This window comes from Pseudoalteromonas sp. CO348, from assembly GCF_004208845.1.
Lineage (GTDB): Bacteria > Pseudomonadota > Gammaproteobacteria > Enterobacterales > Alteromonadaceae > Pseudoalteromonas > Pseudoalteromonas maricaloris.
Genome location: NZ_SGPI01000012.1, coordinates 1 through 22592, shown reverse-complemented (window position 1 = coordinate 22592; position 22592 = coordinate 1). Strand labels below are relative to the sequence as shown.

Sequence of the window (22592 nt, the reverse complement as noted above, 5' to 3'; positions counted from 1 at the left end):
TAAGCTCGGGGATAGTTAGTATGAATACAAAGGGGAGTTAGCTACTCCCCCCGAAAATTAACGTTCCCAACACCTATCTATAGCGTCTTGATCCGTTGTCCCAGTAACACCTCGAACCCCAAGTTCATCAATGGTTAAAGCTGGGCACTGTTCATCGCCTTGAACCGGCCCTGCTGCGGCTGTTGCGACGATTCTAAAAGTATCTGCAGTGACGTTTTCAAGTGTTACATTGAAATAACCATTTTCCGTTGCAGTCGCTACACCGATTGCCGCTAGATTATCGCTGTAAGCTCTGTTATCAACAAAGAATTGCTCTTGCTTATTCGCGGCGTCAAGTAACAAAGTCATGGCATCAGCCCTTGCCCCCCTTCTCACATACTCAGTGTAATTAGGGTACGCAATCGCAGAGAGAATACCGATGATCACCACCACTATCATTACTTCTATCAAGGTAAAACCTGATATTGCTTTGTCTAGGGTACTATTTCTTCTCATCGCTATCTTCCCTCTTATAAATGTAAAGTTGTCTTGTTCTGATACCCGAAGTTTTATTTTTAAAGATAATAACCTTGTCGTCATCTCCCACAACTGGCACTGGTTCCCCTGGTATTCCCGGCGGTACAAATGGATTGCTGCCATCAGCTATAATCCCAGGGCCTGCGATATAAGGAACTCTTTTGCCATTTTCATCTTTGCGTACAACTAGAGTCGGCGTATCCGGTAAATCCTGTGAAGTAACATAAGTTTTACCTGTACCATAATGTAAATGGAACATGTAAAGCTGCCCTTTACCACCTGTTAATGTGCATTGTTGGGTTGTCTGATCTGCTGGTGTAAATGAAGTAAAGTATGCCACTCCTCCAATAACAGTAGCTCCAGAGAGCGACTTTTCGCCCCCTGATAATTGGTACTTCCAGCCATTAAACTTAGCCAGCTCTACTTCTAGTTCAATAAAGTCGTCAATATTATCCACAGCATTCCCAAACGGATCGCTCTTCATTTCCATTAAATCAGAAATTAATATCGGTTCTGGAATATCATTTACAAATGACTGAGTCTTCGTATGTATGTCCCTAATCATGAAAAGGTAGTCAGTCACACTTGAATCTGTCGGCTTAGAGCGATTACCACTACCAATAACAATGGCATCAAACGGCGTATCTCTGCGCTCTTTAATCAAATTCCCGTTATATCTAGTCTCTGTTACCTTACTATAAAAAGTACGAGCAATATTTGGACGATAAAAAAAGCGTCTATCCTCATCAGCAAAGCTACTCCCCAAACGCGCCAACTCAAAATGAGTCCAAGGCTCAGTACTATCAGATGGGTTTGGACCCGGTATATCAATTCTCCAGATACTCCCTGCGGTATCCGCTAAATAAATTCTGTCAATATAGCCATCATAGTCTGAGTCCGTTAACGTTGGCTCCGCAACAATACTGTGCTTACCTTTAAACGCATCTCCAGTGAGCGACCAAACAATATCAGCATTGTTTGACATGATATCAACCATGTAAATCCCTACGCCTTTATCATTATCATCGCTACGTGAAACATTGTCTTTATTGGTATTGTATCCTGCTGCAAAAACCAATACCGGTCTATCCTTTTGCTTTTCAATGAAAGTCACCACGGGCTTGGACCACGTTTGTCCCAAGTTTTTAAACTTGTTTGAATCACCGGAAATAGGCCCACCCCACAATAGTTTGGGTGAATCTGGATTGGTAATATCAAAGCCATAGTATTTATTGCCGCCGCGGCGCATTCCCACAAAGGCCCAAACCTTATCACCCGCTTCCACCTTGCGATTTTTATTCACATCGTGAAAGTACACAGTAATAGGTCCATCTAGGCCATACAATTTCGTTTCTGCTTTACGTGTTTTGACTGGATTCAGGATAGGTAATAAAGAACCTGGAATAAATGCCCAGCTTTCAGTTACGCTATTTCCTTGATCTTTAAACATATGGAGCATGCCGGCGTTGGTGCCAATGAGCACGCGAATATCGCCATTGCCATAGTCGACCGTTGCAGGCTTTGAATGTAAGGGATCGGCGAATATGTCTGGCCTTCTTTCAGATCTCAAACCGTCACCATCATCATCGTCGACGTCTTGACCTATCGCCCAATTAAAAATACTTTGTATCTCACTTTTACTCGCACCGCTTAACTCCATTGCTGTGGCAAGTTTAGTTAAATTACCATAGGCACTTTCGGCGTTATTATAGGTGAAATCAACTAAATCACCGCCACCAAAATCAGACAGTACTTTTCTAGTAACCTGATTTTCAAGCGCATAGTTAACTCCTCCTTTTTCAATATTGTTGCCATCTTTTGATTCCGCTTGCGACCAATATGTTGTGATATTGCTATCAATCGCACCTTTATCATTTATCGCTTTAGTCAGTTCCTGACCTACTATCTCTGTGCCCACAAACTTAAGCTTTTTCAGGTTGCCACGCCAGCGAGTATGTGTCTCTGGTTTAAACTGAGTGTAATAAAGTGCATCACCTGTTTGGGTTTGATCTTCAGCATTGGCGGACACCGTTGGTGAACTAAAACTTGCGCTCACATTTCTGATATTGGTAATCGTGGTTTTGAGTACATCCGACAGTTCATTTGCGGTATTAGCGTGCAGGTATTGCCCTCCCCCTTCCTTAGCAGTTTCCGCAAGCAACTCTTTACCTGTATTAGACATACCGTTACCAAAACCGATCGTAAAGACTCGCGCAAAGTCATGTTCATCTGGAGTAGAAGGATATAAGTCAACTTTAACTTGAGACGTACCGCGCATTGTTTTGGCTAAAGCTGGTAAATAGTTTTTGGTAACACCAGAGCCTTCATTAATGTCGAAATAATTAGGGTAGGCGCCATACACTGAATAATATTCATTAACGATACTTGTGTTAGAGTCAGTATCGCTGGTAGGGTCGCCATCCGTCATTAAAATTAAGTTGATTGACGTATCACACCGCTCTTCTTCGCCACGCACGGGGGTAAACGCAGAAATATAGTCGTTACCACGTTCTATCCCCTTATCCCTGTCGTTTCCGCCATTGGTCCCCCAATATACGTCACCACCTTTAAGGTAGTTATATAACTCCCAAAGCGTTTCTGACAGCGGCGTAGAACCACTTGCTGGTAATGCGTTGATCTTATCAACAATATCGCTGCGGCTACTGCCAATCCCATTAAGAATATAACCCCCACTCGAAGAATAAAGTCGAGACAGGCCAAATCTAATATCATCATTATCACTAACTAAACTGCGCATTGCATTTTGTGCTACTTTTAGACGGCTATCCGCGCAGCCCTGAACGGCTTGATTGTACTGATTTGCTTGATAACAGTTACTACCGTTAAAGCACTCTGTTTCTCGGTAGCCATAACGTGTTTCATAACGCCAGCCAGTCCACACGCGATATGAGTAACGCTCATAACACGCCTTACCATTTTGTGAGTCCCACGCCATGCTGCCTGATGTATCGAACAACATCAGTACCCGAGGTTGTTCGCGAGTAGAAACATTATGTTTAACATAAAGCTCAATGTCTTCCGCTTGAGCGGTTTGTAATAGCGCCATTAATGCAACTATCGTGTATATTAACTTATTCATATCAGTTACTCGAAAAAGGCTGTTAATTTGAAACGCTCACAATTTCCTGACCAATTCCCATCACTATGGTGACGTTGTGACGTCCCCTATCACCATATTCCACAGTGGCTTCGACTTCCGTCATGTTGCACACAAATCCCTCTGTATAGTCATATTGACGTGGACAAAACAGCTCTAGCTCACCATTATTTAGGTTAGTCACAGTGGCTTGTAGGCCATTAGGCGTTTGTACTGTTGTGCCTTCGTCTGCTAACTGCTGCCTTGAACGCAGAAAAATATTGTCCGAACGCGGCTGCTCTTGCTGAATTAATCTTTGCATTTCACCAAAGAGTAAGCTTTCAGCTTCTTCTCGTTCCATGACGGCATGGGTCATTTTTATATCCAACGTACTGGTACTCATTAACGTTACTGCAACCGCCATTATGGCGACTACCATGACCATCGCCATGATCAGTACTACACCCCGTTGCTTTACATTTCCCATGCTGAGCCTCCCATGTTGTACATTGATATTGTGGTTGAAAATACGGTACGTCTAATGGCATCGTTATAAGTCAACGTCCTTTTATCAGGATCATTCCCTAATACGTAAGATCGCGACTGTACCCCAAAGTCAACATCCGGTTCTAGCACCCTTACCAATACAAACAGCTGTAGGGATAAGATACCTCTTGTAGCGCCCCAGTCAGCATCGGACATATTTGTTGTATTTCTATATCTATCCACTCGACCGTCAAAATTGGTATCTAAACCAAAAACAAAACGAATTTGTTCAACGCCTTCGATCACTAATTCATCCTTCATACCACCGTTTACATGTAGTCTTTGCCTTCTTAGAACGGGGATAGTAATAGTACGATTATTAATAACCTGCTGCTCTTCACTCACATAATATACATGGTGACTATATGGCCAAAGTGTCGCATTCACGCTTGGCATGTTGCCAACATTGCCACCTGCAATAAATTCGGCTTGCTCTTGTTGTGCAATAAAATAATACCTAGTTGATTGGATAGCACCTGCGTCTGGCACAAGACCTGTTACCTCTACAGGACTCCCTTCCAGAAACTTCACCTGTAACACTTCTGATTGTGGTCGAGCTTTAGTTATGCATCCCATTGCCGTTGCATTTGTTGTGAATGTTGCCCAAATAGGCCTGAAATTAGCAGGCTCATTGTTCGGAAAACTACCATTGTTTATCCCACCAGAGCAGTCACTTCCTGGGTTAGCTGGAGCGGCTTGATTATCATCCGTGAAACCTTGATCGTAAAAAGTCCCCCAAAAGCCAACTTGCTCGATATCCCGCCGCATAATGGAAAGCGCTAAACGTCCTTTTTCTTGTAGCTCTCCAATACTCATGGTGTCGTTGGTCGTCGCTTTCATACCGACATAAGTAGCAATGACGCCGCCTAACAACAATACGCCGATAAACATGGCGATCATGAGTTCTAACAATGTAAAACCTCGGATTTTGTTCACGGCTGACTCCTTAACAAGACAAAAGTTTCCATTACGACTGCACGCCGTCTATCGTCTTCAACACCACACCCGGCTGCTGGATTATTTTCCAATGCGGTCATTGCCTGACGCCCTCGCCAAGTGACAATAACCTGCACATTTACCCCAGATGGAGTGGCACCTGCGGTTGGATTAATACACACAATCGCGTTATCCAACGAACCTGTATTTTCCCTTGCTCTTATCGCTTGACGCCAATTAGCAATATCTGTTTTCGCAAGCGTTTCTGCATTACAGCGCTGTGTATAACACGTGGTGTTTGCCTGTACGTCTTCGGTGCTATTAAAGTCAACATCGTAAAGTGTGGTTATATTTGCCGCATCATTTGTTCTTATTCTGTGCATGATGTCACTGGCAAGCTCTACCGCAGCGGCTCGCTGCATAGAATCAAAACTTGCTTGTTTAGCTTTTGCTTGTAATGCCACAGCGCCAAGCAGTCCAAAGCTTAAAATCATAAACGCAATAAGCACTTCTAACAGTGTGAAGCCATGTTGCTTTAGCGAAATATGCATATCTCAACCAGAATTCAATTGTCCTAGCTTCAGTGTAATTAGTCGTCTTTGAAACTCAATACGGGATAGTATGAAAGGTCTATTGAGGCGATAAACGGTTTATTCACCGCTTAACACTTAAAATAATGTTTTTAGTTGGGTGTAAGCTCTACGGCTAACTTCATAGCGATTGGGCAGCGACTTGAGACAAACATAGTGCTTTTGTTCATGTAGTTCTAAAGCAGAAATTTCTGTTCGCTTAACTAATGTACTGCGGTGGATTTGAATAAAATGTGTTGGAAACTTATCTAACAGTGACTTGAGTGACATGTCAATTAATGCTTGTAGGCCGGAATTCAAGGTTACTCGCGTATATTTTTCATCCGCCTCGGCAACCATAACATCCGAAACCTGAACGTAACGCAACTCACTGCCAACGTAATAGCTTAGCGTCTCCATACTCGGAAAGATAGTAGTCAATAAAGCATCTAGCTTATCACTATCTAGTGGCTTCACTAGATAGCCATTGGCGTGCAGCTCAAATGCTTCTAACGCATATTCCGGATGCGCCGTTAGAAACACGATTTTCATCCTCGGAAATTGCAGGCGTAGTTGGCTTGCAAGCTCAATACCTGACTGACCCGGCATCGAAATATCAAGAAAAATTAGCTGCACAGGCTCCTGCTTTAGTAACGCTTCCACACTGTCAGCGCAATCAACTTCACCGATACAACGAAAGCCTACGTGCTTTTGCATTAATCGTTTAACGCGAGCTCTTGCCAACGGCTCATCATCCAAAATAAGGTAAGATATTACTGTTTTCATAGCGGTAGCGAAAAACTGACGGTATAGCTATCTTGACGGGCTTCGGTTTTAAAATCAATGGGCTGATTATAGTGTAAAGCCAAGCGGCGTCTGATGTTACTTATCCCAATGCCATGCCCTTGGTGCGTCGGCTTTAATTTTGCATCATAGCTGTTAAAAATTACCACCGATAAGGTGCGTTTACTACAGTGAATATGAATACGAATATCCGCTCCATTTGGGTTTGGCTCTACCCCATGGCTAACCGCGTTCTCCACCAATGGCTGCAATATCAACGCAGGGATCAAAACATCTCCCAAGACATTGTCTAACTCCCACTCTACCCTCAAACGCTCTGCAAAGCGCCACTGCTCAAGTTCTAAATACGCTTTGCATAAAGATATTTCACTTTCCAGCGGAACAATATTTTGTGTGGACATCGCAGCGCGAGATAAATCGGCAAGGGCTAATGCTGACTTTTCTGCTGCAGTTGGATCGATATGAGTCAATTCGGCCACGGTATTGAGTGAGTTATATAAAAAGTGCGGCCGAATTCTCGCATGTAACGCTTCAAGTTCCGCTTGAGATAGCGCTTTCACCTTACGAATATTATCGGTAAAGATAGCTAAGAAATGCGCGAAAAGCGTGATAATGCAAAGACATATTGCGATGTTACGCCATAAGCTCAATTCAATTTTTGCCTCATCAATCCAACCGAGCAATGTAAAGCCATAGGGAAAAACCGTACTGGTGACAGCAGTACAAAGCACGAAGACAGAAATGAGAATTCCAGCTTCAACTAAATCTGAGCGCTTCTCAACAGCGTGGCACACAATCGCTATCACGGCAAGTGATAAAAAGGCAGTGAAATGAATAAATAAGCTAGTTAACCCAAGGGATTGCCAAAACGCAGTCGCGGAAATCAGCGTATATAAAAAGGCTAGGATTTGCGAGGCAACTAGCAATGCTAGCACACCTCGCTCACTCAATAGTGCAGACAACAACCTGATACGCGGTGTCATCGTGCTAACTCTCTTATCTGAGTTCTACAGGTACGGCAAACACGACATTTTCTTCTTGCCCAGGGTTCTCAACTACCGTTTCCCCACCAAGTTCTTTAAGTCGAGAGATAACCTGTTGAACCAGCACTTCAGGTGCAGATGCGCCGGCAGTTACACCTACTTTTGCAACCCCATCGAACCAAATTTCTTCGATGGAAGAGGCATCATCGATAAGAAACGCCTTGGTGCCCATTTTATCCGCAAGTTCTCTTAAGCGGTTAGAGTTAGAACTATTTTTCGCACCCACCACAAGCAATAACTCAACTTTGTCCGCTAAGTCGCGAACCGCATCTTGGCGGTTTTGCGTGGCATAACAGATATCATCTTTTCGAGGACCACTGATGTTCGGAAACTTGCTACGCAGTGCGTCAATTACATCCGCAGTGTCATCTACCGATAACGTCGTTTGACTGCAATAGAACACATTGTCAGCATCTTTCACTTTGAGTGCTGCTACATCCTCTGGTTTTTCAACAAGATAAATACCACCATTCGGATTGTCATACTGACCCATAGTACCCTCAACTTCAGGGTGGCCGTGATGCCCAATCAAAATACACTCAGTACCTCTGCGACTAGCACGCGTCACTTCCATATGTACTTTTGTTACCAACGGGCAGGTAGCATCAAAGACTTTTAACTCTCGGCGCTTCGCTTCATTACGTACTTGCTGAGAAACACCATGCGCGCTGAAAATAACAATACTGTCGTCTGGCACTTCATTTAGCTCTTCAACGAATACCGCACCACGAGACTTCAGACCATCAACAACATATTTGTTATGAACAACTTCATGGCGAACGTAAATAGGCGCTTCGAAAATATCGAGTGCACGCTCAACAATGCTGATCGCTCTATCTACACCTGCACAGAATCCTCTCGGGTTTGCCAGCAAGATATCCATTAGTTATTTACCTCAAGAATTTCAACTTCAAACGTTACTTTTTGGCCTGCAAGCGGGTGATTGAAATCGACAGTTACCGAGTCGCCGGCTACTTCTCGGATCAATCCAGGTAAGTCAGTACCATCAGGTTGCGTAAATGCAATGATGCTACCTACTTGAGCGGGGGTTTCTGCGCCAAATTTGCTTCTATCAACATAATAGATGTTATCAGGATTTGGTTGTCCAAACGCGTCTTCTGGCTCTAGCTCAAAAGATTTCTCATCGCCCGCTTTTAATCCAAGCAAACACTTTTCAAAATTTTCCGTCAGGCTGCCATCACCCATAAACAACTTAGCGGGTTTATTATGAACTTTGGTAGAATCTGCTGCTGAACCGTCTGATAACTTGATTGAAAAATGGAACAAGACTTCAGACTTTGCTCCAATTAGTTGCTCACTCACGCATTTTTCTCCTGTGGTTTATCTCCACTGGTAAAGGCATCGAAAATTAATAGTGCAGCACCGCCGACAATCGCCATATCTGCCACATTAAACGCTGGATAATGCCAGTCTTGATAATAGAAATGAAGGAAGTCAATCACATAACCATGAATAATGCGGTCGTATAAATTTCCTACAGCACCACCTAATACCAGCGCGTAGGCCAATCCCAACTTCCAATTTGATGCGGGCAATTTACGTAGCCAAAAAATCAGTAAAGTGCTAATCGCCACGGCAATGCCACTTAAAAAGTAACGCTGCCAGCCACCAGCTTCACTTAGGAAGCTAAAAGCCGCACCATAGTTATGCATATAGGTGAGATTGAAAATAGGCAAAATATCAATGGACTCATAGAGTTCCATTTTAGCCATAACCAGTGCTTTAGTGAAATAGTCTACTGCAAAAAGCAGTAGACTAAGCCACAACCACACCAGACCACTTTTCTGTGTAGTTTGTGTCACGTTTTACTCCTAGGCGAATTGACGTTGCTCGCCGTCACCTTCAACGTTACTAATACAACGGCCACAGATGTCTGCATGTTGCTCATCCGTACCTACGTCGTCGGTATAGTGCCAACAACGATCACACTTTTTAGCCGATGTTGCCGCAACACTAATGTATAAACCATCAATTTCTGATGAAATTGCATTTTCTGGTTTGCTGTTAACTACTTCTACCGTTGCTTTTGAAGTCAGTAATACGAAGCGTAATTCGTCACCAATGGCATTGAGCTGCTCAGCTAAGTCACCGCCTGTATATAGCGTTACTTCAGCCTGTAGCGTTGCACCGATCACTTCTTCTTTACGTGCATTCTCAAGCACACGGTTTACTTCATCACGTACCGCGAGTAAGTTCTGCCAGTACTCGTTATTCAACGAGCCTTCTGTCGCCCCTTCAATTGCATCATACCAAGTATCCGTGAATACAAACTGGCCACGCTCACCTGGTAATACTTCCCAGATTTCTTGTGCGGTAAAGCTCATGATAGGTGCCATCCAACGTGTCATCGCTTCCGCGATATGATAAAGCGCTGATTGACAAGAACGACGGGCATGGCTATCACTTTTCGCGGTGTACTGACGGTCTTTGATCACGTCTAAATAGAACGAGCCCAATTCACCAGTACAGAAATTCATAAGCTTTTGTGTTACTTGAAGCATTTGGTACTTGTCGTACGCTGTTTTGATCTCAGTTTGTAGCTGCGCAGCACGCGCAACAATCCAGCGATCTAGCTCAACCATATCTTCAATTGCTACTAAATCCGTTTTTGGATCAAAGCCGCTTAGGTTCGCAAGTAGGTAACGACTTGTGTTACGAATACGACGATAACGGTCAGCTGAGCGCTTAAAGATTTCATCAGACACGGTCATTTCAGCCGTATAATCAGTAGAAGCTACCCATAGGCGTAAAATGTCTGCACCTAGCTTGTTCATGATGTCTTGCGGCGAGATCACATTGCCTAATGACTTAGACATCTTATGGCCTTTTTCATCGACCGTGAAGCCGTGCGTTAACACTTGCTTATAAGGTGCATGACCGTTGATAGCAACTGAAGTCATCATTGATGACATAAACCAACCACGGTGCTGATCCGAGCCTTCAAGGTAAAGATCTGCAGGACCTGTTAATTCTTCACGCGCATCAACAACACACGCATGTGTTACACCTGAGTCAAACCATACGTCTAGTGTATCTTGTACTTTTACGTACTGTTGGGCATCTGCTTCACTTAATAGCGCGCTAAGCTCTAAGTCGTACCACGCCTGAATACCCTTTTCTTCCACTAGTTTAGCAACGGCTTCAATAAGGGCTTCCGTTTCAGGATGTAGGCTGCCGGTGTCTTTATCTACAAATAACGCGATTGGTACACCCCAAGTACGCTGACGTGAAATACACCAATCAGGGCGACCTTCAACCATGTTTGCGATGCGGCTTTCACCCCACTCTGGTAACCATTCTGTCTTTTTGATTTCATTCAGTGAATCAGCACGTAGGTTAGCCTGATCCATGCTGACGAACCATTGTGGCGTCGCACGGAAAATAATAGGAGTTTTGTGACGCCAGCAATGCGGATAACTATGCGTTAATGCCTTATGGCGGAACAACACACCTTTCTCAGTTAATAACTCAATGATGCTGTCATTTGCTTTAAATACGTGCTGACCTGCAAAAATCGGCGTATCTGGTAGATAAACACCATTTGCACCAACCGGGTTTGCAACTTCTAGACCGTAAGCCTGACCCGCTGCAAAGTCTTCTTGACCATGACCAGGTGCTGTGTGAACGATACCAGTACCTGAGTCTGTTGTTACGTGCTCACCTAAAATAACAGGCACATCGAAATCTAAGAATGGGTGTGCAACGCGCAGATTCTCAAGCGCAGCGCCTTTCGCGTAACCTAGTACGTGGAAGTGCTTGAATCCAAAACGATCAACCGCGTCTTTGACTAATTCAGAACCAAGCACAATACGCTGCTCTTGACCTTCATCTTCAATTTGTACCAGTGCATACTCTAGCGCACCGTGTACTGCCACGGCGCGGTTTGCAGGCAATGTCCAAGGCGTTGTAGTCCAAATTGCGGTACTTACTTCGCCTTTGCCTTCATGGCCTTCGGCCAAGCCAAACGCATCAATGATTGCCGCTTGATCAGCAAACACAAACTTTACGTCGATTGCTGGCGATTGTTTGTCTTGGTATTCAACTTCTGCTTCTGCAAGTGCTGAACCACAATCCGTACACCAGTGAACTGGCTTTGCACCTTTGTGCAGGTGACCATTTTTGATAATACGACCAAGCACACGAATAGCATTGGCTTCAAAATCAAAGTTCATGGTTAAGTATGGCTTATCCCAGTCACCTAACACACCAAGGCGTTTGAAATCTGTTTTTTGACCATCAACTTGCTTTTTAGCATAGTCGCGGCACTTTTCACGGAATTCAGCAGCCGATACTTTCTTACCTGGTTTGCCTACTTTCTTTTCCACTTGTAGCTCAATTGGAAGACCATGACAGTCCCAACCAGGTACATAAGGCGCATCAAAATCAGAAAGTGTTTTTGACTTAATAATAATATCTTTTAGGATTTTGTTTACTGAGTGACCAAGGTGAATATCACCATTTGCATACGGAGGACCGTCATGCAAAATAAATGGCTTTTTACCTTTTTTCGCAATGCGAATTTGACCGTATAGGTCTTCTTCATACCATTTTTTCAGCATCTTTGGTTCGCGTTGCGCCAAATTACCACGCATCGGAAACTCAGTTTCCGGTAGATTTAAAGTATGTTTGTAGTCGCTCATTTATCCTACTTTCCGTATCGGCTACGTTAAAGAAAAACACTGTTTTGCATTGCTAACATCACGACTGATTTGTTCTGTTAACTGCGACAATGTTTCGAATTTTTGCTCATCGCGAAGCTTTTCAATTAGCTCCACTTTCATAAACTGACCGTAGATGGTCTCATTAAAATTAAACAGATGCACCTCTAAAAGGGCTTTCGTTCCGTTTAGGGTTGGCTTAGTGCCAACATTCGCTACGCCATAATGTGTTTTGTGATTCACAGTCGCTTTGACCGCATACACACCGCGTACAGGGCTCACTTGGCGCTTTAACGCAATATTTGCAGTATGGAAACCAAGCTCTCTGCCTTTCTTCCAACCGTGAATAACACGGCCTGAAATGGCATAGGTATGGCCCAACATATCATGTGCTTGACGCAAATCACCAGCCGCAAGTGCCGTGCGGATCAACGTGCTACTTACACGACAATCTTGCTTGCGAAAACTTGCCGTGTCTTTTACTTGCATACCTAGCGGTTCGCCCACTCGTTTTAGCATTGCAAAATCACCAGCACGTTCACGGCCAAAACGAAAGTCATCGCCGACCGTGAGCGCCTTGGTTCCAAGCTTTGTCACTAGGACTTCTTTGATAAATTGCTCTGCATCTTGCGAGGCAAATTTGCGATTAAAGTTGACGCAAATGACTCGCTCTATACCAAGCTCTTGCAACAGGACTAGTTTATCACGTAATCGCGTCAGCCTAGCCGGTGCTTTATCTTTGGCAAAAAACTCCAAGGGCTGCGGCTCAAATAACATCACTGTGCTTGGAAGTTGATAGTGTTTTGCGTCGCTAATCAGCCCCTTCAAAACCTCTACATGTCCAAGATGAACCCCGTCAAAGTTTCCAATCGTCAACACACAACCAAAATGATGTGGTCGAATATTATGGATCCCTCGGATTAGTTGCATAGTGCCGTGCCTTTGTGCAGCAAATATCAAAGAGCCCGATTATACCCAAGTTGCTTAAAAATGCGAATCAAGCATCTCGGATTGTGCTCAATCTTACCCCTAGTATAAATAGTAAACTAAAATAGCTCACCATCGCAGTTACTAATAATCCGCAAAGTAATAGCACCTGCTCCATCAGTCCCCACTCTAGCCATTCAAAACGTGCACCGAGAAAGTATACACATACAGCCATCACGACCGCTGCAACAAAGCATTTGGCAGTAAAACCAAGAGAAAATGCGCTTAGCTGATACACACCTTGATGTGACAGCTGACGATAAAGTAAAAACGCATTACAAGACGCTGATAATGAAGTTGCCAATGCAAGGCCTAAATAACCAATAAAAGGCGCTAAGATAAGATTGAAAACCATATTGAGTGCCATAGTAATAATACCAATTCGAACAGGCGTTTTAGTATCTTGTCTAGCGTAAAAGCCCGGTGCCAGTACTTTAATCAACATAAAGCTTAATAAGCCAACGGAATATGCGGCTACCCCTAAGCTTACCTTGTTTATATTGTCTGCATTTTGAGAAACAAACTCACCATGGCCAAATAATACTGAAATAATAAGTGGGCTTGTCACCATCAACCCTAGCATCGCAGGTAATCCCAAGAAGATGACAAAACGGACACCCCAATCTAGTGTTTTCTGAAAGTCTTCACTTTTTTCTCCTGCGTGTAATTTAGAAAGCGCAGGCAGTATCACGGTCGCAATACCGATACCAAATAGGCCGAGTGGAAATTCAATTAATCTGTCTGAATAATAAAGCCAAGCAATCGATCCCGTCACGAGAAAAGAGGCAATGACGGTATCCAGTAGTAAGTTAATTTGGCTAACAGAAACACCAAATAATGCAGGGATCATCAGAGTTCTTACTTTGGTTATTTCAGGGCTCCGCCATGCAAATTGAGGGCGACTCAAGACTTTTAAGCGCAACAAGAATGGGATCTGGAATAATAGTTGAACAATACCACCAATAAATACACCGAGTGCTAGAGCGTACGCACCTTGTGCAAATTTATCATGGAGAAAAATAGCGCAGCCAATAATCGACACGTTGAGTAAAACTGGCGTAAAGGCCGCTGCGGCAAAGCGATTATAAACATTCAGTACCGCCCCACTAAGTGCAACTAATGAAACAAAAAATAAGTAAGGAAAGGTGAGCTTTAATAGTGCGCTTGCAAGCACAAATTTTTCGGCATCTGCACCACCTTGCCACCAGTCTAGAAACCAGCTTGTGCCAAATAATGCGGCGATCACAGGAGAGCCTATCACCCCTAAAATAGTAACAATAAGCAATACAGTCCCGAGTGTCCCAGCGGCTTGTGCAACGAATAACCTTACTCTATCGTCTCCATGCTTTTCTTTAATTTCTGAAAGTACAGGAACAAACGCCTGAGCAAACGCGCCTTCTGCAAATAACCTACGCAAAAAATTAGGGATCCGGTTGGCGAATAAAAAGACATCGGCGGCCAATCCTGCGCCCAATAGGTTTGCCACGACGGCATCTCGAACGAGGCCCAGAACCCGCGAAATCATAGTCATGGCACTGACAATCATACCCGATTTAAATAACCCTTTTGCCACCTTAACTCCTAAATTCAGTGAATCGCGGCAGATTATGCCACAGTCGTTGTGCATTTAGCACTAGGCGTGCCCTGTCAGCTTTGATACAATACGCGCCATTAACCTTGGTAGGCCTGTTTCACCTTGTGAAATTTGACTGTTTACTTTGGTTCAGACCTGAGATTTTCAAGGCACTTTGTGAAGCTACGCTTTGCAAATTATTAGTGCAACTTGGGATATTACGGGTTTACTTGCCTGCTATAGAAGTAAAAATGTCGCATAGCAACGTTTTGATTTGTACAGGTTAAGAATTGAGAATAGCCCAAGTCGAGTCTTGGGTGTTGAACATTAGGCCGCGCTTGTTAATTTATATTGACTTTTGCGATTAAAACAGGCATATTCCTCGGCCTTTAAATTAAGCTTATTTTAAGATTGTTAGGAGCAAACCTTGGCTAACATCAAGTCTGCAAAAAAACGCGCTATCACTAGCGAAAAGCGTCGTAAGCACAACGCAAGCCGTCGTTCAATGATGCGTACATACTTCAAAAAAGTAATCGCTGCAATTGAAGCTGGTGATAAAGAAGCTGCAACTCAAGCATTCGCTGTTGCTGCACCTATCCTAGACCGTTACGCAACTAAAGGTCTAATCCACAAAAACAAAGCTGCTCGTCATAAGAGCCGTTTAGTTGCTAAGATCAAAGCACTTTAATTTGTTGCTGGATTGAAAAAACCGACATTATGTCGGTTTTTTTATGCCTGTAATTTATATACTTTGGTATCAAAAGATAAAATCAGTGCAGTTTTAAACCAATTCTAAATCTGGGTAAAACTTCTTCAGCATAGCCGCGATTTTCTTTGGCGAAAATGGCTTAACAACAAAACCTTTAGCACCGCGCTCAATAGCATCTTTAACATTGTCTACCGTTGAGTGTGCCGACACCATAACGACATTAATATTCGGGTTTATTTCATTTAGGGTTGCAATTAACTCTTTACCATCACCATCGGGCAGCTCAATATCTAAAAAGACAATATCAAAATGTTGCTCTTCACATGACTTTACACACTGCGTTGCAGTGGAGGCTTCTCTTACATGATCAATGCCTAAGTGCATTAAGGTTTGATGTAAAAAGCTGCGAACTGTCCCTACATCATCGACGATTAAAATAGAGATATTTTGATCCATAGTCCTTTCCCGTAGGCTGTAGTGTAAAAATAAGCTATTATACTTAGCATAGAAGCATTATAGAGACCTGCAACTAAAAGGCTACTTAAAGCATGGCAAAACCATCAAAAAAACAATCGCTTTTAGGTCAAGTACAGTCCAACCAAAAGAAACGCACTAGTACAACAAAAAACCGTCGACCATCGCCACAACAAATTGCAGCGATGAAGGCTCAGCAAACCGCACAAGCACAGCAAGCACAAACTGCTACAGATAATGATAGACCTAAGGGAAAAGGTAAGTGGATAGCACTTGCAGTCATTGGAATACTATTTGTTGTCTTGCCAAAACCACAACTGATTACTTATGAGAAATTAGGACTTGTGGCTAGTAGTATATATTGGCCGGGTCTTCCTGGTATTGATCCTGTGCTATTTGACTCAAATTTACATCCAAAGCCAGCGCTTGAGCGCAATACACTATACCTATGCCACGATTTGAAAAACCCAGACACCTGCCAAAAATATCAAATAATCAAGCAAGAAGGCTTTATAGCAGCCATGATGAAACTGCTCCAAGGCTAAAGTGGAGACATGACAAAAATGCCTCTTTATTGGGGCTTTAACTTTATAGAAATATAGAGCGCATTTACGAAGACAACATTCCTCAGCTTTAAGCCACAAAAAATCACTAAAAAGCAACTAATGAAAAGCGCGAGCCTTAATTGTCATCGCTGCTAGTAACTCACTTCTATCGATTAACCTACCAGCAATAACATGTACCACTTCCCCTTCCTTCTCTACTATGCCTTTTATTTCTAATAGCTGAGCACCCATATAGGCTTGCTTTTGTGCTCGAGCAGTACCAGACCACACAATTACATTGATGTTGCCTGTTTCGTCTTCCAAAGTAAAAAAGGTCACGCCTTTTGCGGTACCTGGGGCTTGCTTTCCTGTTACCAGCCCTATCACTGTTACTAACGATTTATGCGGTCGATAAAGCAGTTCATTAGCCTTAACCGTTCGGTCTATAAGCTTTGCTTGCTCAAGTTGCTTGATTAGGTGAGTGCGTAAAGAGACCTTAGTGCTATTATAATCTTCCTGTAAGTTTTCGAACTCTGTGGCGCTAAAGTGACTATATTGCGACTCTTTCTCTTCAATATCACTGAATAGTGGCAAGGTTTTACTGTGATCTGCAAGCGACCACCTAGCAGCATAACGGCTATCCACAAAGTGATGTAAAGCATCTGCGGAAATCAACTTTTCAATAGTACTGTTGGTAATACCAGCTTGTTGTAACTGCACGATTTTACCAAACCCCTCTTGAGGTCTGCATTGTAATAATTGCAGTGCTTCTTCTTCACTTAACCCTTTTATAAGCCGAAGTCCTAAACGGATCGCAAACGTTGTTTGTCTTGGCTCTTGTACGACTTGATGTTCGTAATCGGACTGGTTAACACAGATAGGTAAAATGCTAACCTTATGCCTTGATGCATCTTGCAACAGCTGTGAAGCCGAATAAAACCCCATTGGTAAACTATTAAGTAGAGCGGTATAAAACATTGCGGGGTAGTAGTATTTCAACCACGCAGAGGCATAAGCCAGCACAGCAAAAGAAGCTGAGTGGCTTTCAGGAAAGCCATATTCACCAAAACCGCAGATCTGCTCAAAAATCCGCTCAGCAAACTGTGCTTCATAGCCCCGCTCTAGCATGCCTCGAATGAGCTTTTCTTTAAACTGCATCAGCTCTCCGGTTTTCTTCCATGATGCCATGGCTCGGCGTAGGCTATCCGCTTCTCCCCCAGTGAACCCAGCTGCAACCATCGCCAGTTTTATCACTTGTTCTTGGAAAATGGGAACCCCCATGGTCCTCACTAATACCGATTTAACCGCTTCGGATGGATAAGTCACTTGCTCTTCACCATCCCGTCGCTTTAAAAATGGATGCACCATATCCCCTTGAATAGGGCCGGGACGTACAATTGCTATTTGGATCACTAAGTCGTAGTAATTCGCGGGTTTCAGCCTTGGCAACATACTCATTTGTGCGCGAGACTCTACTTGAAACACGCCAACACTATCCCCTTTTTGCAACATCTTATAGACCAAAGGGTCGTCTTGCATACGAGTCAACTGGGCAAGATCCAGGTTTCGCTTCGTATGCGCTGCAATATAACCAAAGCACTTACGGATAGCGCTTAGCATACCCAAGGCCAAGATATCGACTTTGAGTAACTTAAGGGTTTCAAGGTCATCTTTATCCCATTGAATAATGGTGCGCTCTGGCATAGCTGCATTTTCTACGGGCACTAATTCATGTAATGGACTTTCTGAGATAACAAAACCACCAACATGCTGCGATAAATGCCTTGGAAACCCCATAATGTCATTAACCAACTGAATAAAGTGCTGACCTTTTAATGAGTTTGGCTCTAACCCTAGCTCCACTAATTGGGCCTGCCAGTTAAGTCCTTTATCACGGCGGTTGAGATGCTTAATAAAGTACTCTATTTGCGCCATTTCAATGCCCAAGGCTTTGCCAACATCACGCATGGCACTTTTTAAACGATACGTGATCACCGTTGCTGCTAATGCTGCGCGTTTACGGCCATATTTTTTGTAGATATATTGGATCACCTCTTCACGACGTTGGTGTTCAAAATCTACATCTATATCGGGTGGCTCATTACGCTCTTTACTAATAAAACGCTCGAACAATACGCCCACTTGTCGAGGGTCAACCGCGGTTATCTCTAAGCAGTAGCAGACCACGGAATTAGCGGCTGAGCCTCGCCCTTGGTATAAGATTTGATGCTGTTTTGCATACATCACAATGTCATGAATAGTGATAAAGAAAAACGGATAATCAAGCGCTTCAATAAGCGCTAGCTCTTTATCAATAATGGCTTCTATATCTGGCGGCACGCCATCAGAAAAGCGAACTTGTTTACCCTTTTCGACCAACGCACGTAAATAAGCCATTGGAGTAAAGCCCCTAGGCACTAGCTCCTGAGGATATTGATAATGCAATGAGTCTAAATTAAATACGCACCGCTTCGCGATATTGGTACTTTCTTCAAGAAAGGTAGGTGAAAACAACTTATTAAGCTTAGAGATAGATCTAAGTGCCGACTCGCTATTGCAAATCATTTTCTCAGGGATCTCGCTTATCACATGATTCTGTCGAATGGCGGTCAGTGTGTGCTGTAGCGCAAGTCTAGACGAACAGTGCATAAGCACCCCACCAACAGCGCAAATAGGTATTTGGTACGCTTTTGACAGCTTTACACAATGGGTAAAGTAATGTACATCTTCTGCACTCAAGTTACGTCGGTAGCCAATCCATATTCTATTTTGGTGGTATTTACACAGCCATTGCAATGATTGAACATCTTGACTGTTCCCCTTTGGCAACCACAACAATAAAACATGCTTAAGCGACATAATATCCCACTCACTAAGCTGATATTGTCCCTTCTCCGTTCGCTGGCGAGCATTACTAATCACTCGACATAACTCTGTATAAGCGAGCTGGCAAGGGCAAAGAGCAACCAATTCAATATTGTTGTACTTCAGCAAACTCCCAACTATGAGTTTTATCTTGAGCTTATGATCACGAATATAAGCATGAGCACGGACAATGCCAGCCAAAGAGCATTCGTCAGTAATGGCTATTGCGCTATAACCTAAAAAATCTGCTTGTTTGACCAACTCTTCTGGTCGCGATGCGCCAGTCAAAAATGAAAAATTGCTCTGGCAAAAAAGCTCGGCATAAGACATCAGCTAAATACTCCATGAATATACCAATGGTTATTTTGCTCTCGAAATACCCATAACCGCTGCGCTTGTTCATTTTGTACAATAAAATAGTCTCGCTGGACCGGCTCACCGTCCCACCACCCTGAAGCGATACGCTCTGGACCAGAAATAATATTGACTTTTTCACATAAAGGCTGTGGCTTCGGAAATAGAATGGTAGGTCTTAATTTACTCTTGAGTGTCGTGAAATGTGGCTCGTGGCTATAAGTGCTGGCCTTTTCAGGACGAGGATCGCCTGTAAGTTGTAGATATTGCACAGCCTGCTCACCGAGCTTAGCACATAGAATAGCCCGCAGTCCTTGCGCAGACATCGCACTTTGCTGCGTTGAGAAGAGATCTTTTATTGTGGCATGCTGCGTTTCTAGTGCATCAGCTTTGAGTGAAACACTTTGTACGGGTGCATCTAAGGTTATGGATTCTAGCTTGAGGTTTAACAGGCGCTGCCAATTTTCTACCTTATATTCAGGCTCCGCGCTGTTTAATGTGATCTCTAAAGCCTCTTTATCTCGAAGTGCTAAGGTAAAATAAAGCGTTCGAGTTACTAAGTTACGTTGCTGTAGGAATAATGCTAAACGCGATAGCAAATGCTCAATTGGCTTTTCTAACCAAGCCATCTCTTCGACTTCGTAAAGTAAAGGCGCGTTAAGTTCAAAGGCTTCCGCAGGTTGGAAATAGTTAAGGGTTTCTTTTAGTTTTCCAAACAAGCAGCCTACATAATGTACGAGCGCAGTATCAAAACGTTTAGCCAGCTCACTGAGTGCAAACTGCTCTAACTGCGCCACGTTTTTAACTCCGGTGCGAGCAAGCAGTTCAACCACCCGACTGTCTAGACTTGTACGTGTTAGTCCTATTTTCCCCAAGTAATGACGCTTTTGGCAAGGCGTTAACACAAGCACATTGCAGTGCTCTCGCGCCAAGAGCTTAGCCATTATTGTGGACTCACCCATGCCGTAATAATAACTCTTGCCAAGTTGCGCTAATTGTCCAGATATTACTTGCCAGTAACTTGGCAAATCATGATAGAGCGACAGCATAGAATCGACTTTAAGCACAAGACCATTAGGTTCATCGATTACAATATCTGCACTCACTTGATAAAGCATATTGGCAATGTCTAATAGCTGTTGTCTTTCTAGAAAGTCGTCGTAGGGCAAAACATGAAGCTGTGTACACAATGCACAAGCAGTCCCAAGGCCCATTCCTATTTTTATACCTCGCTGCTGCGCTGCATCATTTAGCTGCACTATCTGGTTTTTGCGGCCATCAATAATAATAACGGGTGTAACAAAATCACCGGAAACCGTTTGCTTTGTCATTCCCTCTAATTGCAGCATAGGAAAATAGAGATATAACCACATAACTAGCTCGTTAAGCGCCGCTCATAGCCTGAAAACGCAACTATATTATCGCTAACATGAGGTAGGTTCGGCTTTTCAAGCTCTGGCCAATAGTGGGGATTCTCTAGTTTAAGACTGCGATGTGCAAAGTGCCCCTTGTGCTTCTTTACTATCACATCCAAGCCGCTGTGCTGTGCTTGTAAAACCACTGAAAGTGTAAATGGTAAAGTCTGGGCGTACTGCGCTTGGTACAAAGCAAATAACCTACAACCTCCCGCCTGTGCACCTAACTGCAAACGCTTTACAGCAGCAATAGAAAGCGCTTCGTGCCAAAGTACAAGCGCACTACACGCACCACTTTTTACACATTGTTCCGCAGCCCACAGTGCTTCTTTTTCACTTGGTGGCTGCAATATCATAAATTCACTCAGGTCTAACGATAAATAATGCAATGCCGCGGCATGTATTTGCCCTAGAGGATTAATTAATACCTTCAAACGGTTATCATCCACAAAATGGGGCAATATCAACCTTAACTCTCCTATTCCCATTGCAGTTTTCACACCAATCACACCTTGTTGCGGCCAACCACCGCACAGCAAATCGTCAAGTGCAGCAAAGCGAGTACTGACGACATCATGCTGCACGGTCTGTCCACGTCCACGCCAAAGCAGGTTTTTACGCTCAAGAAGATCTATATAATTCGCCATACATCACCAAATACTGTTTTTATATACAGTATATTTAAATGAAGGCAGATCGCAAGTAGATCGCTAGAAAAGAGGCGAGTTAAAAATAACCATAGTTTGCGCTTTAAGTTAATCGTGTTTTGCTTAGAAGAAATGAGATCTACAAAGTGTATTTGTATAAAAGGCGACAAGAACTGAGACGTAAAACAATGAGTGTGGCGCGTAGATAATTGCCTTTTGACCTAGCTGAATGCTATCCACTTAAGCAACAGCTAACCAACTGAACTACCACTTTGCCACAACAAGCAAAATTATATCGACATTATTATAAGCTTATGTTGAAAAATAAGTGACTTGATAGTGATGACAAGGGAAGGACTAACGTAAATGAGCTTTTTGATTTGGGTCAAGGAAGCCTGCTTAGAAGAAAAATGCAAACTGGCCCAGTGGACGGGACTCGAATCGAAGCGTCGAACCGCCGCAGCCCCCGGCGTGACATGCCGCTTTCTCTAAGGCAACAGCTAACCAACTGAACTACCACTTCGCTGCAACTGGCAAAGTTATAACGACATTATTATAAGCTTATGTTGAAAAATGAGTGACTTGATAGTGATGACAAGGGAAGGACTAACGTAAATGAGCTTTTTGATTTGGGTCAAGGAAGCCTGCTTAGAAGAAAAATGCAAACTGGCCCAGTGGACGGGACTCGAATCGAAGCGTCGAACCGCCGCAGCCCCCGGCGTGACATGCCGCTTTCTCTAAGGCAACAGCTAACCAACTGAACTACCACTTCGCTGCAACTGGCAAAGTTATAACGACATTATTATAAGCTTATGTTGAAAAATGAGTTACTT

The 22592-nt window shown here is 43.4% G+C and carries 19 protein-coding genes; 2 read left to right on the top strand and 17 right to left on the bottom strand.

All coding sequences use genetic code 11. The annotated features are described in order from the left end of the window. Nucleotides 1–57: 57 nt before the first annotated feature. From EXT48_RS04675 to murJ, 13 genes are all read right to left on the bottom strand, one after another. On the bottom strand, nt 58–495 hold the full coding sequence (locus EXT48_RS04675; protein ID WP_130163728.1) for a type IV pilin protein: 438 nt from the start codon (nt 493–495) through the stop codon (nt 58–60). After that, nucleotides 482–3616 carry a pilus assembly protein gene (locus EXT48_RS04670; RefSeq protein ID WP_130163727.1) on the bottom strand — a complete coding sequence of 1045 codons (3135 nt, stop codon included), beginning with the start codon at nt 3614–3616 and terminating at the stop codon, nt 482–484. The genes EXT48_RS04675 and EXT48_RS04670 overlap by 14 nt, the downstream gene beginning before the upstream one ends. A 22-nt stretch (nt 3617–3638) precedes the next feature. After that, nucleotides 3639–4100 (bottom strand): pilus assembly protein PilX, encoded by a 462-nt coding sequence (locus EXT48_RS04665; RefSeq protein ID WP_130163726.1) that lies wholly within the window; start codon nt 4098–4100, stop codon nt 3639–3641. Continuing rightward, nucleotides 4088–5095 (bottom strand): PilW family protein, encoded by a 1008-nt coding sequence (locus tag EXT48_RS04660; protein WP_099029363.1) that lies wholly within the window; start codon nt 5093–5095, stop codon nt 4088–4090. Before EXT48_RS04660 ends, EXT48_RS04665 begins: the two co-directional genes overlap by 13 nt. Further along, complete coding sequence (gene pilV / locus EXT48_RS04655) at nt 5092–5646, bottom strand: type IV pilus modification protein PilV (RefSeq protein WP_045990204.1); 555 nt, start codon at nt 5644–5646, stop codon at nt 5092–5094. The genes EXT48_RS04660 and pilV overlap by 4 nt, the downstream gene beginning before the upstream one ends. A 117-nt stretch (nt 5647–5763) precedes the next feature. Continuing rightward, nucleotides 5764–6450, bottom strand: a complete 687-nt coding sequence (locus EXT48_RS04650; protein WP_130163725.1) for a LytTR family DNA-binding domain-containing protein — start codon at nt 6448–6450, stop codon at nt 5764–5766. Then, the gene (locus EXT48_RS04645) at nt 6447–7451 is read right to left on the bottom strand and encodes a sensor histidine kinase (RefSeq protein WP_130163724.1); all 1005 of its coding nucleotides are present in this window, start codon (nt 7449–7451) and stop codon (nt 6447–6449) included. The genes EXT48_RS04650 and EXT48_RS04645 overlap by 4 nt, the downstream gene beginning before the upstream one ends. Nucleotides 7452–7464: 13 nt before the next feature. Continuing rightward, entirely contained in the window at nt 7465–8394 is a 930-nt protein-coding gene (gene ispH, locus EXT48_RS04640) for a 4-hydroxy-3-methylbut-2-enyl diphosphate reductase (protein ID WP_130163723.1), read from the bottom strand. Next, complete coding sequence (fkpB, locus tag EXT48_RS04635; protein WP_010370993.1) at nt 8394–8834, bottom strand: FKBP-type peptidyl-prolyl cis-trans isomerase; 441 nt, start codon at nt 8832–8834, stop codon at nt 8394–8396. The genes ispH and fkpB overlap by 1 nt, the downstream gene beginning before the upstream one ends. Beyond that, entirely contained in the window at nt 8831–9334 is a 504-nt protein-coding gene (lspA, locus tag EXT48_RS04630; RefSeq protein WP_130163722.1) for a signal peptidase II, read from the bottom strand. Before lspA ends, fkpB begins: the two co-directional genes overlap by 4 nt. Before the next feature lie 9 nt (nt 9335–9343). After that, the gene (gene ileS, locus EXT48_RS04625; RefSeq protein ID WP_130163721.1) at nt 9344–12172 is read right to left on the bottom strand and encodes an isoleucine--tRNA ligase; all 2829 of its coding nucleotides are present in this window, start codon (nt 12170–12172) and stop codon (nt 9344–9346) included. A 21-nt stretch (nt 12173–12193) separates the two neighbouring features. Then, nucleotides 12194–13120, bottom strand: a complete 927-nt coding sequence (gene ribF, locus EXT48_RS04620; protein ID WP_010370985.1) for a bifunctional riboflavin kinase/FAD synthetase — start codon at nt 13118–13120, stop codon at nt 12194–12196. 67 nt (nt 13121–13187) lie between these two features. Further along, nucleotides 13188–14750 carry a murein biosynthesis integral membrane protein MurJ gene (gene murJ, locus EXT48_RS04615; protein ID WP_130163720.1) on the bottom strand — a complete coding sequence of 521 codons (1563 nt, stop codon included), beginning with the start codon at nt 14748–14750 and terminating at the stop codon, nt 13188–13190. A 427-nt stretch (nt 14751–15177) separates the two neighbouring features. Here murJ and rpsT point away from each other — a divergent pair, with 427 nt between their 5' ends. After that, the gene (rpsT, locus tag EXT48_RS04610; RefSeq protein ID WP_010370978.1) at nt 15178–15438 is read left to right on the top strand and encodes a 30S ribosomal protein S20; all 261 of its coding nucleotides are present in this window, start codon (nt 15178–15180) and stop codon (nt 15436–15438) included. A gap of 93 nt (nt 15439–15531) precedes the next feature. Here rpsT and EXT48_RS04605 read toward each other — a convergent pair whose 3' ends face one another. Then, on the bottom strand, nt 15532–15915 hold the full coding sequence (locus EXT48_RS04605; RefSeq protein WP_010370975.1) for a response regulator: 384 nt from the start codon (nt 15913–15915) through the stop codon (nt 15532–15534). Between the two features lie 92 nt (nt 15916–16007). Between EXT48_RS04605 and EXT48_RS04600 the strand changes: the two genes are divergently transcribed. After that, nucleotides 16008–16478, top strand: a complete 471-nt coding sequence (locus tag EXT48_RS04600; protein WP_130163719.1) for a hypothetical protein — start codon at nt 16008–16010, stop codon at nt 16476–16478. Between the two features lie 117 nt (nt 16479–16595). Here EXT48_RS04600 and EXT48_RS04595 read toward each other — a convergent pair whose 3' ends face one another. From EXT48_RS04595 to EXT48_RS04585, 3 genes are read right to left on the bottom strand one after another with little or no spacing between them, the layout of a single operon-like run. Then, the gene (locus tag EXT48_RS04595; RefSeq protein ID WP_130163718.1) at nt 16596–19673 is read right to left on the bottom strand and encodes an error-prone DNA polymerase; all 3078 of its coding nucleotides are present in this window, start codon (nt 19671–19673) and stop codon (nt 16596–16598) included. After that, entirely contained in the window at nt 19673–21070 is a 1398-nt protein-coding gene (locus EXT48_RS04590) for a DNA polymerase Y family protein (RefSeq protein ID WP_130163717.1), read from the bottom strand. Before EXT48_RS04590 ends, EXT48_RS04595 begins: the two co-directional genes overlap by 1 nt. 2 nt (nt 21071–21072) lie before the next feature. After that, nucleotides 21073–21759 carry a hypothetical protein gene (locus tag EXT48_RS04585; RefSeq protein ID WP_130163716.1) on the bottom strand — a complete coding sequence of 229 codons (687 nt, stop codon included), beginning with the start codon at nt 21757–21759 and terminating at the stop codon, nt 21073–21075. Nucleotides 21760–22592: the final 833 nt, after the last annotated feature.